Below are 15,329 nucleotides of genomic sequence, written 5' to 3' on the forward strand. Positions count from 1 at the left end.
AACCTTGGAAGCAGATAGGTAACCCAGAAGCCTCCATCGGTGAATCTCCTTCGGCGAGCGGCGGAGGCTTCTTTCTTCGAAACGGATCACGCTTCATGTATGTTGTGGCGGATAGAGGAAGCACCCCGAATTGGGGCGCCAAGCGAGTCTTAAACAGGAGACTTCAGGCGGAGAGCGCGGTGCTGCAGCCTTCGGCGATCTTGCTGTCGGCTGAGGTTTGTCCTGGCATGGTTGCCCATCCGCCGGCTTCGATGAACTGGCGCTTCTTATAGCTGTCTGGAAGAGCCTTAAATTCAATTAGTTTTGCGGCGGCATCCGTCGCACTGTTGAACCGGTCAACGCATATGGCCGATGCAAGTTCTCCACGTGCTGTTTCGCCCGCAGTTGACGCTGCTTTGAGGGAAGTGCCGCCCGTCACCCAGCCCCCCCAGCTAAATCCGACGATGATCGTGGCGACTGCCGTGACGACACAAGCCCATACGAGGATCGTCTTCGATGGCTGATAGCTGTCGAAACGTTGGAAAATCGATGTTTTGCTGCTGCTCTGCATTGCCATTGGAATTCTCCTTGCCGATGTTGTTTGGTTCACCGCTGTGGCCGTCCTGGCCGAGCGGCTCAGGCACTGTCCTCAGTATCCCATGCCACCCATGCCGACGTTTCCGGCCGGCAGCGCAGATTCTCTTTCGGGAATATCGGCAATCACCGCTTCGGCGGTGATCAGAAGTGCTGCGATCGAGCCGGCGTCTTGCAAAGCGGTCCGCACCACCTTGGCAGGATCGACAATGCCAGCCTTGATCATATCGACATAGGTCTCCGTCTGTGCGTCGAACCCCTGGTTGTGATCCGTGCTTTCGGCGAGTTTCCCAACAACGATAGAGCCCTCGACACCGGCATTGTCGGCGATCTGCCGGATCGGGGCTTCCAGCGCCCTCAGCACGACCGAAATCCCCGCCGTCACGTCGGCGTTTTCTGCAGTTAGCCCCGCCAGTACCGACTTGGCGCGCAATAGGGCGACGCCTCCGCCCGGAACGATTCCCTCCTCGACCGCCGCACGAGTTGCGTTCAGGGCATCGTCGATGCGGTCCTTCTTCTCCTTGACTTCAATTTCGGTCGAGCCACCGACGCGGATCACCGCAACGCCGCCGGCGAGTTTTGCAAGGCGTTCTTGCAGCTTTTCCTTGTCGTAGTCGGAGGTGGTTTCCTCGATCTGCGCCTTAATCTGGCTGATGCGTCGAGCGATCTCAGATTTTTCACCTGCGCCGTCTATGATCGTGGTGGTATCCTTTTCGATCAGTGCCCGCTTGGTGCGCCCGAGCATATCCAGCGTGACATTTTCCAGCTTGATGCCGAGATCCTCGGAGATCATCTGGCCGGCCGTCAGAATGGCGATGTCCTCCAGGATGGCCTTGCGGCGATCGCCGAAGCCCGGGGCCTTGACGGCAGCGACCTTCAATCCGCCCCGCAATTTATTGACGACCAATGTGGCCAGAGCTTCGCCTTCGACATCCTCGGAAATAATAAGCAGCGGCTTGCCGCTCTGCACCACGGCTTCGAGGATGGGCAGCATTGCCTGCAGATTGCCGAGCTTCTTCTCATAGATAAGGACATATGGGTCCTCCAGCTCCACGCGCATTTTTTCGGCATTGGTTACAAAGTAAGGCGAGAGATAGCCCCGGTCGAATTGCATGCCCTCGACGACACTGAGTTCAGTATCGGCCGTCCTGGCCTCCTCGACTGTGATGACACCTTCGTTGCCAACCTTTTCCATCGCATCAGCGATCATTTTGCCTACCGTCGCATCGCCATTGGCGGCGATTGTGCCGACCTGGGCGATTTCGCTCGATGAGCTAACCTTCGTGGCGCGCGCTTTGATTTCCGTGAGTACGGCCGCAACGCCAAGATCGATGCCGCGCCTCAAATCCATGGGGTTCATCCCGGCCGCAACAAGTTTGGCGCCTTCGCGAAAGATGGAGGCTGCGAGCACCGTCGCGGTTGTGGTGCCGTCGCCCGCAAGATCGTTGGTCTTGGATGCCACTTCGCGCACCATCTGCGCGCCCATGTTCTCGAACTTGTCCGCAAGTTCGATTTCCTTGGCGACCGCGACGCCGTCCTTGGTAATGCGTGGCGCGCCATAGGACTTGTCGATGACGACGTTGCGGCCTTTGGGGCCTAACGTTACCTTGACGGCATTGTTGAGCACCTCGACGCCGCGAAGCAGACGATCGCGTGCGTCGGTGGAGAAGATGATTTCCTTGGCAGACATTGTCTGTGGTCCAGTTCGGTCTTGAGAGTCGGGGTCGGAATTCGGCGGATCAGGCGGCCGTGTCGGCGGTCGCCTCGGTCTTTTCGACGATGCCCATGATGTCGCACTCCTTCACGATCAGGAGATCTTCGCCATCGATCCCGATCTCGGTTTCCGCCCACTTTCCGAACAGGATCACGTCGCCGGTCTCCACTTCGAGCGGCATCAGTCGCCCATTTTCGTCGCGCAAGCCCGGCCCAACGGCGATCACTTCGCCTTCCTGCGGCTTTTCCTTGGCGGTGTCGGGAATGATGATCCCGCCCCTCGATTTTAGGTCACCTTTCGCGCGCCGTATGACGACGCGGTCGTGGAGAGGACGGAATGTCATGAGGGATCTTTCTGCGGTCGGCGCATAGGGCGGCCGCATCTATTACATAACATCTCTGGCACTCGATTGGTAGGAGTGCCAAGAAATATTATCTGCAAGCGGATAATCCAAATCATTATCCGTTAGAAAATACAACAAGCTCTAGGATAATCCGCGGATTTTTTGTTCGATTTTCATGAAGTATTTCAGGAAGGATCACGACAAAGAACTTCTCGAAAGTCTATCAGCGACGTTGAGCCATACACTGCTTCTTTGCCGGACAAGGATACTTCGCGTTTCAGTGGGACATCATCACAGCTCGATTTCGCTGAGCCATGTCCTGACCTCGTTGAGAGTTCGGCGTTCCTGGTCCGCCTCCATTGAGAAGGGAGGCTCGATCTGAGCGCCCCGTGCATGGGCTGCAAGGACGGTCATACTATTGCCAAGACCATAACCTCCATGGGTGACGAAGGGCCGGACCGTCTTGCCCAAGAGATCATGCATGCTCAGAAATGAGCGGATCACCGGTGGGACGGTCTCCCCCCAGATCGGAAAACCGAGGAATACTGTCTCATAGGTGGCCATGCCAGGAACCGTCATCTTCAGAGGTGGCTCAAAGCCGCTATCCCGCTCCTGCCGTGCTTGCTCTACTGTCTGCTCGTAGTCGTCCGGATAGGGCCGCGACGGAAGGATTTCGAAGAGGTCTGCAAGAAGCGTCCGCTGCAGGGTTCCGGCGAGGACACGAGTGTTTCCCGTGCGGGAGAAATAGGCGACAAGGATGTTTGAGGGCGCGCGCTGTGGCGTACTCGTCAGCTGCGCGCTCGCGCACGTCCCAGCACCCAAAGACAACAGAGCGGGAGCGGCCAGCAACGCGCGTCGGGATATGTCTTTGATCATATTGACTTCAGCCTTCGCGTAAGGGTGTACACTCAGAGTGCCCGTCGCTCACTTTGCGGCGGGCCGCTAAGGCTAGGCGGGCAATTATGTCGAGCCTGCCGGTCACGTTTTTGGAGGCGCTTCGACACCCGAAAAGACCAGGACCTGGTCTGGAAGACGCGCTCCCCGACTTTCAATCGTTGACGCAGCAGCATTGAGCTCGGTGAGTTCGGCCAAAGTGAAACGAACCGATGCTGCGCTGATATTCTCGAGCATGTGCGGCATCTGCGTGCTACCGGGAATCGGAACAATCCAGGGCTTCTGCGCCATCAGCCAGGCCAGAGCGATCTGGGCAGGGGTCGCCTGCTTCCGTTCGGCCCACGTCTTCAAAAGGTCAACGAGCGAGAGATTGTGCGGCAGGTTCTCAGGTGAGAAGCGGGATTCCACTCGGCGAATGTCGCCCTCTGCAAAGCGCGTCCTTGCGTCAATCGCGCCAGTTAAAAAACCAACCCCAAGAGGGCTCCACGGCACAAACCCGATGCCCAGCTCCTCGCAAAGGGGGAGTACCACCTTCTCAGGCCCGCGCCACAGCATCGAATATTCGTTCTGTACGGCGGTGACCGGAAGCGCGGCATGGGCGCGACGCAACGTGTTCGGTCCCATTTCGGAGAGGCCCCAATGCAGCACCTTGCCTTCGTCCATGAGGACCTTAACTGCGCCGGCGACGTCCTCGATGGGGACCGCGGGGTCCACACGGTGCTGATAAAGGAGGTCGATCCGGTCGGTCCGCAGGCGCTTGAGCATGCCGTCGACGGCCAGCTTGATATGGTCAGGGCGGCTATTGAGACCCGGGCGACGCTCGCCCGTTTCAAGATCGATGTTCCACCCGAACTTGGATGCGATCACGACTTTGTCCCGGAATGGCTCGACGCCTTCACCGAGAATCCGCTCCACCTCATGAGGTCCGTATGCCTCGGCCGCGTCATAGAAGGTGACACCGCGTTCGAAGGCCGTCCGGATGATCTTGATCATCTCCGGCCGGCTAGGGATCGTGGTCTGGTAGGTCCGGCTCATGTTCTGGACGCCGATGCCGACGCTGGCAACTTCCAGTGCCCCGAGCTTTCGCCGCCCGCTCTGCGTGGACTCGGCTGGGCTGGTCAAGGCACTGGTCTGAGCGGACGCAGATGCAGCATTTCCGGGTAGGAACGATGCTGCTGCGAGGCTTCCCGCTGTCCCCAGAAAGCCACGTCGTCCCATATTCATGTTTTGCTCGTTTGTCATGTCAGATGGTCCTTTCATCGCGGGACGGCATCAGTCTTCGATCCGAAGGGGATACGTCTTGGTATCGACGTCATCCGGGTTCGGGCCGCTGCGGACGCCTGTGTCCAGGGCATCTATTGCCGCCATCTCGTCCACGGACAGAACGAAGTCAAAAACGTCGAAGTTCTCGGTGATGCGTGCGGCGCGGACGGATTTCGGGATGGCGGAGAAACCATGTTGCAGATGCCAGCGGAGGATGATTTGTGCCGGCGTCTTGCCGTGTTTTTCGGCAAGATCCGCGACCGCAGTATGCGACAACGGGCTCGGCGCGGCTTCCGGATGGTCGGAGACGTAGCGCATCACGCCGCCGATCGGCGACCACGCCTGGGTGGCAATCCGGAGCCGCTGATGCGTCGCTCGCAAGTCTTCCTGTGTAAAAAAGGGGTGCAGCTCGACCTGATTCACGTGGGGAACGAAGCCGGTGCGGTCGATCAGGTCGGCCAGGAGCTCGGAGTTGAAATTGGACACGCCGACGGCGCGGGTGCGCCCCTCGTCGAAAACACGCGCCAGAGCCTTCCACGACGCGACCGTCCGCTCCCACTCATTGGGCATCGGCTGATGCAGAAGATAGAGATCGATTCCGTTAAGCCCGAGCTTGCGCATGCTGCGATCGAAGCCGCGCAGCGTCTCGTCATAGCCGTAGTCGCTGATCCACAGCTTGGTGATGACGAAGACATCCGCGCGGTCAACGGTACTCTGACGCATGGCTTCGCCGACCTGCTCCTCATTCCTGTAGGCTGCGGCGGTATCGATCAGCCGGTATCCGGTGGCGAGTGCGGTCGAAACCGCCTGCACGGTGTCTTCGGGACTGCTGCGATAGACGCCGAGGCCTAGGAGCGGCATATCGATACCATTGGACAGAGTGGTCTTTTGGGTGTTGGAAGTCATTGCTGTCTTTCTTGCGGATATGAATCAGCGATTGACCAAGCGCTGGTGCGAAGCAAAATAGCGGTCACCGAGCACTTGGATGCCGGCAGGGCTTGCTCTGTACGAGCCAGGTCATTAGCCGTCAGTTCCACATCCGTTGCTCCGAGATTTTCTCGAGCCGGTGAGCTTGGTAGTGCCGGGGATCGGCACGATCCAGGTTCGCTCCGCGAGCGCCGGCGTGACACCCTTGGCTGAGGTATAGATCCGATGAGGTCGACAAGCGCCTGGTTGGCCTTGAGCGCCTCGGGAGCGAAGCGTGGCACAATGCGCCGAAAATCGTTTTCGCCGAAGGTAGTGCTTGCAGCCGAGGCCGATGGCCGAGACTTGGAGATTGCTGTTGCCGAGCGCGCGCTTTTGAATGTCGTCCTCCTTTGAGATCCGATTTGGTCTGAAAGCTGCCGGTCGGGCCCGCGATGCCGCTCGGTGAGCCTGCGGGGGCTTCGAATGCGATGAGGACAACATAACGCTCGCATCAACTCTCGATTAGTCGCTATAATCGGCATTGCCTTATAAGTTGGTCTAATGAATGCAGATCGAAAACTTCAACAACCTCGCCGCCTTCGTCGTCGTTGCGAAGGAGCGGAGCTTCACCAGGGCCGCCGCCAAGCTCGGCGTTTCCCAATCCGCTCTCAGTCAAACCGTCAAGGCTTTGGAAGCGCGTTTAGGGTTGCGGCTGCTGACGCGCAACACGCGCAGCGTCTCGCCCACAGAAGCAGGAGAGCGGCTGCTACAGTCGGTCGCGCCCCGGTTCGAGGATATCGCGCAGGAAATCTCAGCACTCAGTGCCTTGCGGGAGAAGCCCGCCGGGATGATCCGCATCACAGCGGGTGAACATCCAGCGGTGACGATTCTCCAGCCTGCATTGGCGAGGTTTCTCCCGGAGTATCCGGACATTCACGTGGAGATCGTGGTCGACTATGGCCTGACCAATATCGTCGCAGAAGGCTATGATGCCGGCGTGCGGCTTGGCGAACAGGTCGCCAAGGACATGATCGCTGTCAGGATCGGTCCTGAAATGCGCGTGGCAATCGTCGGATCGCCCGCCTATTTCCAGAAGTATCCGCGGCCGGAGACGCCGCAGGATCTGACGCAGCATAACTGCATCAACTTCCGGCTACCGACCTATGGTGGCCTTTTCCCGTGGGAATTCGAAAAGGGTGGGCGCGAACTCAAGGTGAGGGTCGAGGGTCAGCTCGTCTTCAATAACATGGCGTTGAGGTTGAACTCGGCTCTCGCGGGGCTAGGGCTTGGGTATGTTCCCGAAGACGAAGTTCTCGAACACATCGCTGAGGGCCGCCTGATCCGGGTGCTTGAGGACTGGTGTGAACCGTTCCCCGGCTATCATCTCTATTATCCCAGCCGCCGGCACTCCTCTCCTGCTTTTGCCCTGCTTCTTGAGGCACTACGCTATCGCGGCCGGTGAACCAGGGCGTTCTTCGCCCTATCGAGGGGAGGTTTTGCCTTCGGATTGGCGCATGCCGCGACGCCTGAAACAACGTCATCGACAGTGCTGCAGGTTGCACACCATCACGAGCCTGGATCGAGATGCCTTGCATCACCGCCACCAAATGACGCCCCAGACGGGAAACGCCATAAGTGCCGGCGAAAGGCTTGAGTATTTTCTGTAATCCTCTCTTTCATGGCCTCACGCCGGGTTGCGGCTTCGCGGGCGAGAATTTCAACCTCCAACGGGTGATGAGTTGCAGCGAATGCTTGTCATCAACGGCATGACGGCGCGCGCAGTTTACGAAGGTTTCGTGAAGACCCAAACCTCAGATCTGGAGCCTACGTTCCGCGGCTTTCCCGGCCCCATTCTCCCTGACGCACGGCAAGCACGATCGGCTTGTCCGTACGGCCATGTCGGAACGAGTAAAAGCGACCCACAAGGACAGCCGCTTGTCGATCTTTGCCAACAGCGGCCATTCGCACTTTTACGAGGAGCCCGACCGCTTTGGGCGTGAACTGGCGACGTTCGTGAAGGCTGCAAATCGGGGGTGAATATAACGGCCGGCCGGCTAAGCAGATTGGTTGATGCTGGGGCGCAGACCAGGGACGAAGCTATGGCGGCGCGCCCGTCGAAACCAAAACCTCGGATCTTGCCGAAAGACCGGTGGACGAGCTTTCCGGCGGGCAACGCAAGCGTGTCTGGATTGCCATGCCGGCGGCGCTTCGAGACCTTGGCGAGCGGCTCAGCCACATCAGAATCGCAGTGGTTTGTCCGCCGACGACAATAATCTTGTGAAAAATCCGATACTAGGGCACAATTTATAAATGCACCTGAAGTGCAGAGCTATCTCAAATCCGGCCGTCTCGCGCCGAGTGACAGCTCGCGTGGGAGGGTCGCGTCGATGGATCAGGGGTTCTTTCTTCTGTTCGCTACGGTGTCCGTGATCACGGCCCTGACCGTGGTCCTGGCGCGGAATCCGGTTCACTGCGCATTGGCGCTGATGGCGTGTTTCCTGCAGATTTCGGCAATCTTCGTCCTGCTCGAAGCGCCGTTGCTCGCGGTCATCCAGATCTTCGTATATGTCGGCGCAATCATGGTCCTGTTCCTATTCGTGATCATGATGATCGATGTGCGCGAAGCAAAGTTGCAGCGGTTCTTACCGGGGGGCAACCTGCCGGCTCTGGTGATGCTCGTTCTGCTTGGGATCGAGATGTCGGTACTGGTGCTCTGGAGCGATCGCTTTTCGGTCACTGTTCCCGTAGGCGGCGGCGATGAGATCAGGCAGCTCAGCACGACGCTTTTCGCCGGTTATCTTCTGCCGTTTGAGGTCGCCTCCGTCATCCTGTTGGTGGCTTTGGTCGGCGCCATCGTGCTGGCGCGGAAGGAGCAGGGGTGATGGTTCCGCTATCGTGGTATATTCTGCTCGGGGTGGTCCTGTTCGTGATCGGAGCGGCGGGCGTGCTGCTCAGGCGCAATATTCTGGTCGTGCTGATGTCGCTGGAGTTGCTGCTAAACTCGGTCAACATCAATTTCATCGCTTTCGGGCGCATCTACGACGACTTTCGCGGGCAGATCTTCGCCATCTTCGTCATAGCAATCACTGCGGCCGAGGTTGCCGTTGCTCTTGGCATCCTGGTCGCCCTTGTGAGGAACAAATCCACCCTCAAGGTCGACGACGTGACCATGATGAAAGGATAACGGCTTGGACCCGGTGATATCGATCAGGCCGCTGCTTGCCGTCGCCGTCCCGGGCCTGACCGCCGTGGCAGTTCTTCTTTTGAATAACCGTGAGAAAATCCGCGATCTCGTCTCGCCGCTGGCCGCGATCGCCCTGTTTGCGATTGTTGCCTCTATGGCGCCCACGGTGTTGGCGGGCGGAACCGTCGATTTGCGCCTGTTCGAGATCCTGCCGGGGGCCGACTTCGCTTTCCGGGCGGATGCGCTCGGCATGGTGTTCGCCACGGTCTCGTCACTCCTATGGATCGTCGCCGCGGTCTATTCCGTCGGCTACATGCGGCACTTGAACGAGCATGCGCAGACCCGATTCTTTGCCTGTTTCGCCACCAGCCTCGCGGCGGCCGTCGGAGGCGCCTTTGCCGCCAATCTGTTCACGCTGGTGATCTTCTACGAGGTGCTCAGCCTCGTTACCTATCCGCTCGTCTACCACCACGAGGACGAAGAGGGATGGGCGGGCAGCCGCAAATACCTCGTCTATCTGATGGGCGCGTCGAAAAGCGTGCTGCTTGCCGCGCTGGCACTGACATATTCCATTGCGGGGTCGCTCGACTTTGTGGAGGGGGGGCTATTGGAGGGAGTCAATGCCTCGGCGCCGCTGCTGACGGTTGTCTATTTCTGCTATCTTTTCGGCTTCGCCAAGGCTGCGGTGATGCCCATGCACGCCTGGCTGCCGGCCGCTATGGTGGCGCCAACACCTGTCAGCGCACTCTTGCATGCAGTGGCTGTCGTCAAGATGGGTGTGTTCTGTGTGCTGCGGGTGGTGTTCCATGTCTTCGGCGTCGGGCTGGTCGGAGAACTCGGCCTCGGCATCGCCACGGCCTATCTGGTTTCATTCACGATCCTGATGGCGTCGGTCTACGCCCTGACACGGGACGACCTGAAAGCTAGGCTCGCCTATTCGACGGTTTCCCAACTCTCCTACATCGTGCTGGGCGCGGTCCTGTTGTCGCCGGTCGCAATGGTCGGCGGGATCATCCACATTGCAGCGCACGCATTTTCAAAGATCACGCTGTTTTTTTGCGCCGGGTCGATCTACTGCGCATCGGGAAAGCGCAACATCAGCGACATGGCCGGCATCGGCCGCCGGCTGCCCTGGACGATGGGGGCATTCTTCGTCGCCTCGCTCAGCATGATCGGGGTGCCGCCGACCGCGGGATTCGTCAGCAAATGGTATTTGACGCTGGGGTCGGTGGAGGCGGGACAGATGGCGTTCCTGGTCGTACTGCTGGTGAGTTCGATCCTGAACGCCGCCTATTTCCTGCCGGTCAGCTATGTCGCCTTTTTCGGGACCGAGTCGCAGGAGAGCCGGACGACGGTCCGTGAAATTCCGATGATCACGATCCCGCTTGTTGCGACCGCCATCCTATCGGTGCTGATGGGCATCTTCCCCGATTATTTTCTTACCCTGGCGGACGGAGTGGTCAGATGATCAAGCGCGTGGTCGACTTCTTTGGTGACGAAGAATGGGCAAGGCAGCGCCGCCGACTGTTCTATCTGGCACTCGTTCTGATCGTCGCCGCCGACTTTCTGGTTTCTCGCGAACACGCCGAATACCTTTGGGAGCGCCTGCCTGGCTGGTCCGCCGTCTACGGTTTCGGCTCCTGCGTTCTGCTCATCTTCGTATCCAAGTTTCTCGGCCATCGGATCGGGCTGATGCGGCGCGAGGACTATTATGACTGACTTCATCCATCCGGCTCTCCTCTTCATTCTCGGTGCTCTGCCGATCCCGTTCCTCAGGGGATCGATCGGCAAGGCCTATCTGCTGCTGATCCCGACGCTGGCGATCCTTGCCGTGCTCGCGATGCAGCCGGGCAGTTATGGCGAGGCGAGGTTTATCGGGCAGGAAATCCTGATTGCGAAGGTCGACAGGCTGAGTATCGTCTTCGCCACCGTTTTCACCGTCATGGCGCTGATCGGCACGGTCTACGCGTTGCACCTGACACGCCCCGGCCAGCATGTGGCCGCATTCATCTACGTCGGCAGCGCACTCGGCGTGGTGTTCGCCGGTGACTACCTGACCCTCTATCTGTTCTGGGAAGGCATGGCATTTTCCTCTGCCTATCTGGTCTTTGCCCAGGGAGGCGACAAGGCGATCCGGGCGGGGTTCCGGTATCTCATGGTCCATATCACCGGCGGGGTCTGCCTGCTCGGCGGCGTGGTTCTCCACGGGCTCGCCACGGGTTCATCTCTTTTCGGCCCGATCGAGGGAGAAATGGGCGTGGCCGTCTACCTGATCCTTGCCGGATTCATCCTCAACGCCGCAGTGCCGCCGCTCAACGCCTGGCTCACCGACGCCTATCCGGAGGCGACCGTCACAGGCGCGGTGTTCATGAGCGCCTTTACCACCAAGACCGCCGTCTACGTGTTGGCGCGGGCGTTTCCGGGGACCGAGCTTCTGGTCTGGCTCGGCACCGCGATGGCGCTCTACGGCGTTATCTACGCGGTGCTGGAGAACGACTGCCGGCGACTGCTTGCCTATCACATCGTCAGCCAGGTGGGGTACATGGTGGCGGCCGTCGGCATTGGGACCGAGATGGCGCTGAACGGAGCCACCAGCCATGCCTTCGCCCATATCCTCTACAAGGCGCTTCTGTTCATGGGTGCGGGGGCGGTGATTCATGTCACTGGGCGGCGTAAGCTCACCGAACTCGGCGGGCTCTACAAGACCATGCCGCTGACCTTGACGCTCTACATGGTCGGCGCCTTAGCGATCTCGGCATTTCCGTTCTTCTCGGGTTTCGTCACCAAGTCGATGGTCGTGGCCGCCGCTGGGCAGGATCACCGCGCGCTGGTCGTGCTCGCGCTGACGATGGCATCGTCCGGGACGTTCCTGCACACCGGGCTCAAGCTCCCGTACTACATGTTCTTCGGTAAGGACCAGGGCCTAGGGGCCAGGGACCCGCCCGGCAACATGCTGGTTGCGATGGGTATGGCGGCGGTGCTCTGCATTGCGATCGGGGTGTTCCCGCGGCCGCTTTATGCATTGCTACCCTATCCGGTCGACTTCGAACCATATACGGGTCTCCATATTACGGAGAGCCTCGGCGTGCTGATGTTCACGGCACTGGGTTTTGTTATTTTCCTGCGAGCGCTCGATCCCGAGAATACGATCAGCCTGGACACCGACTGGTTCTACCGCAAGGGTGCGCGGTACTTCATGTGGCTCGCCGAAAGGCCGCTGGCGCGCTACGAGAAGGCGGTGAGCGAGGTGTCTGAGACCACGGCGCTACCTTTCCTGCACGGGTCGGCACGAGAAGGATTGCGGATCGACCTTAACGGTGTGGACGCCGTCGTGAACGGCGTCGCCCGTTCAGTCCTGCGCGGGGGCGCTGCGTTGCGGCGGCTCCAGACCGGTGTCGTGACCCATTATGTGCTGGCGATGATCGCCGGACTGATCGCGGCCGCCGTCGTTTTCGCCGTGGCTTGGCGGTAGGGGGTGCGATGGGATTGCCGCTCCTCAGTCTCATTGTATTCACGCCTGCCGCCGGGGCAGTGGTTCTAATGTTTCTCCGCAGCGAGGATGCGGTGCGCTGGACAGCGCTGGGTATCACCGTCCTCGACCTGGCTCTCTGCATCGCAATGCTGGCCAGCTTCGACCAGACGACCCACGAGATGCAGTTCACCGAGATACACCCGTGGGTGCCTACGCTCGGGATCACCTACGCGCTCGGTATCGATGGGATCAGCGCGCTCTTCGTGTTCTTGACCGCGCTGCTGGGGTGGATTTGCGTGCTCGCCTCGTGGGTCGCGATTGACAGCAAGGTGAAGGAGTTCATGGTGAGCCTGCTCGTCATGCAGGCGCTGATGCTGGGGGTATTCTGCGCCCTCGACCTGTTTCTGTTTTATGTTTGCTGGGAGGCAATGCTGATCCCGATGTACCTGATCATCGGCGTGTGGGGCGGTGATGGCCGGGTCTATGCCGCGTTCAAGTTCTTCCTCTACACGCTGGCGGGCAGCCTCCTGTTCCTGATCGGTGTCATCGTGCTCTATTTCCACGGCGGTAGGACCTTCGACATTCTCGCGCTCACAGATCAGGATTTGCCGTTCTGGGTTCAATCCTGGCTTTTCTTCGCCTTCCTGATCGCCTTCGCCGTGAAGGTGCCGATGGTCCCGGTTCATACCTGGCTGCCGGACGCTCATGTACAGGCGCCGACGGCTGGCAGCATCATCCTGGCCGGAGTGCTCCTGAAGATGGGCGCCTACGGGTTCTTGCGGTTCTCGCTGCCGATGCTGCCGGAGGCGTCGGTATATTATTCGACGCTGATGCTGGCGCTTTCGGCTCTTGCCATCGTCTATGGCGGATTACTTGCGCTGGCGCAGGACGACCTGAAGAAGCTGGTGGCCTATTCCAGCATCAGCCATATGGGTTTCGTAACGCTGGGGATTTTTGCGCTGAACTTCCGCGGGCTCGAGGGCGGCATCCTGCAAATGTTCAATCATGGCGTAACGACGGGCGCTTTGTTCCTCTTCGTCGGCCTGATCTACGAGCGGACGCATACGCGCAGTATCGCCGACTACGGCGGGCTGATGAAGGTGGCGCCGGTCTACACCGCGTTTCTGGCGCTGTTCACCTTGTCGTCGATGGCCTTGCCGGGGACGAATTCGTTCGTCGGCGAGTTGCTGGTGCTGTCGGGCGGATTTGCGGCCAACCTGGCCGCCGGCGCGGCCGCGGTCGTGGGCGCGTTGCTGAGCGCGGCCTATCTCCTTGGCATGTATAGGAGAGTAGCACTTGGTCCGGCCAGCATCGGCGCCCGCTTCAAGATACGCGACGTAAACGCCCGCGAGATGGCTGCGATCCTGCCGCTGGCCGTCTTCGTGCTTTGGGTCGGGCTCTATCCGAAACCCTTTCTCAACATCATCGACGTCTCGGTGAAGCATTTGCTCGCGCACGTGCACACCAAGGGGAGCGGCCAATGACCGCCGCCGCGCTTTTCCAGTCGGCTTTAGCGAGCCTGCCCGAGATTGTGGTGATCACTGGAGCCTGCATCCTGCTGATCCTTGGCCAGCTTGTGCGGAAGGGGCAGGAACATGTCTTTGTCTGGGCTTCCGTCGCCGTCGTGCTGATTGCGGCCTTGGGGACACTCATGCTGGCGAGCGAGGTACGGCCGGCCTACACGGGCATGTTCGTCGCCGACGGCTTTGCGGTCTTTTTCAAGTTCGTGTTCTACTTAGCCACTGTTTTGACATTCTTCCTGTCGCGAAAATATGCCGACATTGAGGGGATTGAAAGTAGCGAATACTATGTTCTGCTGCTCTTCGCCCTTTCGGGAATGATGATCATGGCCTCGGCGACCGATCTCTTGTCGCTTTATGTGGGTCTCGAACTGATGGTGCTCTGCACCTATGTACTGACCGGTTTCTTGCGAAGAGAGCCGCGTTCGAACGAAGCGGCACTGAAATACGTGATCCTTGGCGCGGTCTCGACCGCGATCTTCCTCTATGGCGTTTCGCTCGTTTACGGGCTCACCGGCACGACGCAACTGGACGGCATGGCGGCCGCGGTGACCGGCGATCCGCTCGATCCCGGATTGCTGCTGGCGGTGGTCTTCATCGTCGCGGGGTTGGTCTTCAAGGTCGGCGCGGTGCCGTTCCATATGTGGGTCCCGGACGTCTACGAGGGCGCGCCGACGACGATCACGGCTTTCATGTCTGTGGGGCCGAAGGCTGCGGGGTTCGCGGCGATCCTGCGGGTGTTCCTCAACCCGCTGGTTGCAGCCTCGGACGCCTGGGTCGTTGTCGCCGTCATTGCGGTGGTGACAATGGCACTCGGCAGCTTCGTGGCGCTGGTGCAGGACAATTTCAAGCGCCTCCTGGCTTATTCCAGCATCGCCCATGCCGGGTTCGCCATTTTCGGCGTGGTGGCCGGCGGTGCGGACGGCATCGCCAGCGTGATGCTCTACCTGCTGATCTATTCTTTGATGAACCTCGGCATTTTCGGCATCGTCATCATGATGCGGAACGGCGATTTCTCGGGCGAGATTATCGAAGACTACGCGGGCTTTGCCAGGTCGCATCCCGGGCTGGCGCTTCTGATGCTGCTCTATCTGTTCTCGTTGGCCGGCATTCCGCCGACGGCCGGGTTCTTCGCCAAGTTCTACGTGCTGGTCGCGTTGGTCGAGCGGGGTTTCGTCATGCTGGCGGTGATCGCAGTGCTGCTGAGCGCCGTCGCCGCCTACTTCTACATCCGCATCGTCATGGTGATCTACATGCGCGAGCCACGCAGGGCGTTTGACCCGGCTCTGACGCCTCTAGTTCGCGCGACGCTCGCCCTCACCGCCGTCGGCACTCTCGGAATCGGCCTATTTCCGGAACGGTTCCTGAGGCTTGCTCAAGGTGCGGTGTTTGGAGGCTGATCTATTGGATTTGCAATGATTCCCCCGAGGGAATACACTGTCAATTGAAGAAAGGAGCGC

General features: G+C 59.8%; 14 protein-coding genes and 1 pseudogene. 8 read left to right on the top strand and 7 right to left on the bottom strand.

Annotated elements, in window-relative coordinates; all coding sequences use genetic code 11:
* Positions 1-163 precede the first annotated feature (163 nt).
* The 7 genes and pseudogenes from QA644_RS24100 to QA644_RS24130 all read right to left on the bottom strand — a co-directional run.
* A complete protein-coding gene (locus QA644_RS24100; protein ID WP_283073606.1) occupies positions 164-556 on the bottom strand; it encodes a hypothetical protein in 393 nt (130 codons plus the stop codon).
* Positions 557-628: 72 nt separating this feature from the next.
* A complete protein-coding gene (groL, locus tag QA644_RS24105) occupies positions 629-2,263 on the bottom strand; it encodes a chaperonin GroEL (protein ID WP_283073607.1) in 1,635 nt (544 codons plus the stop codon).
* 49 nt (positions 2,264-2,312) lie between these two features.
* Positions 2,313-2,630 (bottom strand): co-chaperone GroES, encoded by a 318-nt coding sequence (locus QA644_RS24110; protein WP_283073608.1) that lies wholly within the window; start codon positions 2,628-2,630, stop codon positions 2,313-2,315.
* A 291-nt stretch (positions 2,631-2,921) separates the two neighbouring features.
* A complete protein-coding gene (locus QA644_RS24115) occupies positions 2,922-3,506 on the bottom strand; it encodes a flavodoxin (protein WP_283073609.1) in 585 nt (194 codons plus the stop codon).
* 102 nt (positions 3,507-3,608) lie between these two features.
* Positions 3,609-4,766 carry an aldo/keto reductase gene (locus QA644_RS24120; RefSeq protein WP_239601085.1) on the bottom strand — a complete coding sequence of 386 codons (1,158 nt, stop codon included), beginning with the start codon at positions 4,764-4,766 and terminating at the stop codon, positions 3,609-3,611.
* Positions 4,767-4,796: 30 nt separating this feature from the next.
* On the bottom strand, positions 4,797-5,693 hold the full coding sequence (locus QA644_RS24125) for an aldo/keto reductase (protein WP_283073610.1): 897 nt from the start codon (positions 5,691-5,693) through the stop codon (positions 4,797-4,799).
* A gap of 24 nt (positions 5,694-5,717) precedes the next feature.
* Positions 5,718-6,025: pseudogene (locus QA644_RS24130) on the bottom strand (aldo/keto reductase); the annotation flags it as partial.
* A gap of 233 nt (positions 6,026-6,258) precedes the next feature.
* Between QA644_RS24130 and QA644_RS24135 the strand changes: the two are divergent.
* The 8 genes from QA644_RS24135 to QA644_RS24170 all read left to right on the top strand — a co-directional run bounded on the left by QA644_RS24135 (position 6,259) and on the right by QA644_RS24170 (position 15,269).
* Entirely contained in the window at positions 6,259-7,155 is an 897-nt protein-coding gene (locus QA644_RS24135; RefSeq protein ID WP_194731430.1) for a LysR family transcriptional regulator, read from the top strand.
* Positions 7,156-8,080: 925 nt separating this feature from the next.
* Positions 8,081-8,575 (top strand): NADH-quinone oxidoreductase subunit J, encoded by a 495-nt coding sequence (locus tag QA644_RS24140; RefSeq protein ID WP_040115122.1) that lies wholly within the window; start codon positions 8,081-8,083, stop codon positions 8,573-8,575.
* Positions 8,575-8,877 carry an NADH-quinone oxidoreductase subunit NuoK gene (gene nuoK / locus QA644_RS24145; protein WP_074071540.1) on the top strand — a complete coding sequence of 101 codons (303 nt, stop codon included), beginning with the start codon at positions 8,575-8,577 and terminating at the stop codon, positions 8,875-8,877. Before QA644_RS24140 ends, nuoK begins: the two co-directional genes overlap by 1 nt.
* A gap of 4 nt (positions 8,878-8,881) precedes the next feature.
* Positions 8,882-10,345 (top strand): monovalent cation/H+ antiporter subunit D family protein, encoded by a 1,464-nt coding sequence (locus tag QA644_RS24150; RefSeq protein ID WP_194731428.1) that lies wholly within the window; start codon positions 8,882-8,884, stop codon positions 10,343-10,345.
* Complete coding sequence (locus tag QA644_RS24155; protein ID WP_239601081.1) at positions 10,342-10,596, top strand: hypothetical protein; 255 nt, start codon at positions 10,342-10,344, stop codon at positions 10,594-10,596. Before QA644_RS24150 ends, QA644_RS24155 begins: the two co-directional genes overlap by 4 nt.
* Entirely contained in the window at positions 10,589-12,349 is a 1,761-nt protein-coding gene (locus tag QA644_RS24160) for a Na(+)/H(+) antiporter subunit D (protein WP_283073611.1), read from the top strand. Before QA644_RS24155 ends, QA644_RS24160 begins: the two co-directional genes overlap by 8 nt.
* Before the next feature lie 8 nt (positions 12,350-12,357).
* Positions 12,358-13,833, top strand: a complete 1,476-nt coding sequence (locus QA644_RS24165; protein WP_283073612.1) for an NADH-quinone oxidoreductase subunit M — start codon at positions 12,358-12,360, stop codon at positions 13,831-13,833.
* Positions 13,830-15,269, top strand: a complete 1,440-nt coding sequence (locus tag QA644_RS24170) for an NADH-quinone oxidoreductase subunit N (protein WP_283073613.1) — start codon at positions 13,830-13,832, stop codon at positions 15,267-15,269. The genes QA644_RS24165 and QA644_RS24170 overlap by 4 nt, the downstream gene beginning before the upstream one ends.
* Positions 15,270-15,329 lie beyond the last annotated feature (60 nt).

Origin of the sequence: Rhizobium sp. CC1099, from assembly GCF_029714385.1 — a bacterium.
In the GTDB taxonomy this organism is placed as follows: domain Bacteria; phylum Pseudomonadota; class Alphaproteobacteria; order Rhizobiales; family Rhizobiaceae; genus Rhizobium.

Coding starts and splice junctions, on each gene's coding strand:
- QA644_RS24100 (WP_283073606.1), bottom strand. CDS start 556: ATGGCAATGCAGAGCAGCAGCAAAACATCGATTTTCCAACGTTTCGAC.
- groL (WP_283073607.1), bottom strand. CDS start 2,263: ATGTCTGCCAAGGAAATCATCTTCTCCACCGACGCACGCGATCGTCTG.
- QA644_RS24110 (WP_283073608.1), bottom strand. CDS start 2,630: ATGACATTCCGTCCTCTCCACGACCGCGTCGTCATACGGCGCGCGAAA.
- QA644_RS24115 (WP_283073609.1), bottom strand. CDS start 3,506: ATGATCAAAGACATATCCCGACGCGCGTTGCTGGCCGCTCCCGCTCTG.
- QA644_RS24120 (WP_239601085.1), bottom strand. CDS start 4,766: ATGACAAACGAGCAAAACATGAATATGGGACGACGTGGCTTTCTGGGG.
- QA644_RS24125 (WP_283073610.1), bottom strand. CDS start 5,693: ATGACTTCCAACACCCAAAAGACCACTCTGTCCAATGGTATCGATATG.
- QA644_RS24135 (WP_194731430.1), top strand. CDS start 6,259: ATGCAGATCGAAAACTTCAACAACCTCGCCGCCTTCGTCGTCGTTGCG.
- QA644_RS24140 (WP_040115122.1), top strand. CDS start 8,081: ATGGATCAGGGGTTCTTTCTTCTGTTCGCTACGGTGTCCGTGATCACG.
- nuoK (WP_074071540.1), top strand. CDS start 8,575: ATGGTTCCGCTATCGTGGTATATTCTGCTCGGGGTGGTCCTGTTCGTG.
- QA644_RS24155 (WP_239601081.1), top strand. CDS start 10,342: ATGATCAAGCGCGTGGTCGACTTCTTTGGTGACGAAGAATGGGCAAGG.
- QA644_RS24160 (WP_283073611.1), top strand. CDS start 10,589: ATGACTGACTTCATCCATCCGGCTCTCCTCTTCATTCTCGGTGCTCTG.
- QA644_RS24165 (WP_283073612.1), top strand. CDS start 12,358: ATGGGATTGCCGCTCCTCAGTCTCATTGTATTCACGCCTGCCGCCGGG.
- QA644_RS24170 (WP_283073613.1), top strand. CDS start 13,830: ATGACCGCCGCCGCGCTTTTCCAGTCGGCTTTAGCGAGCCTGCCCGAG.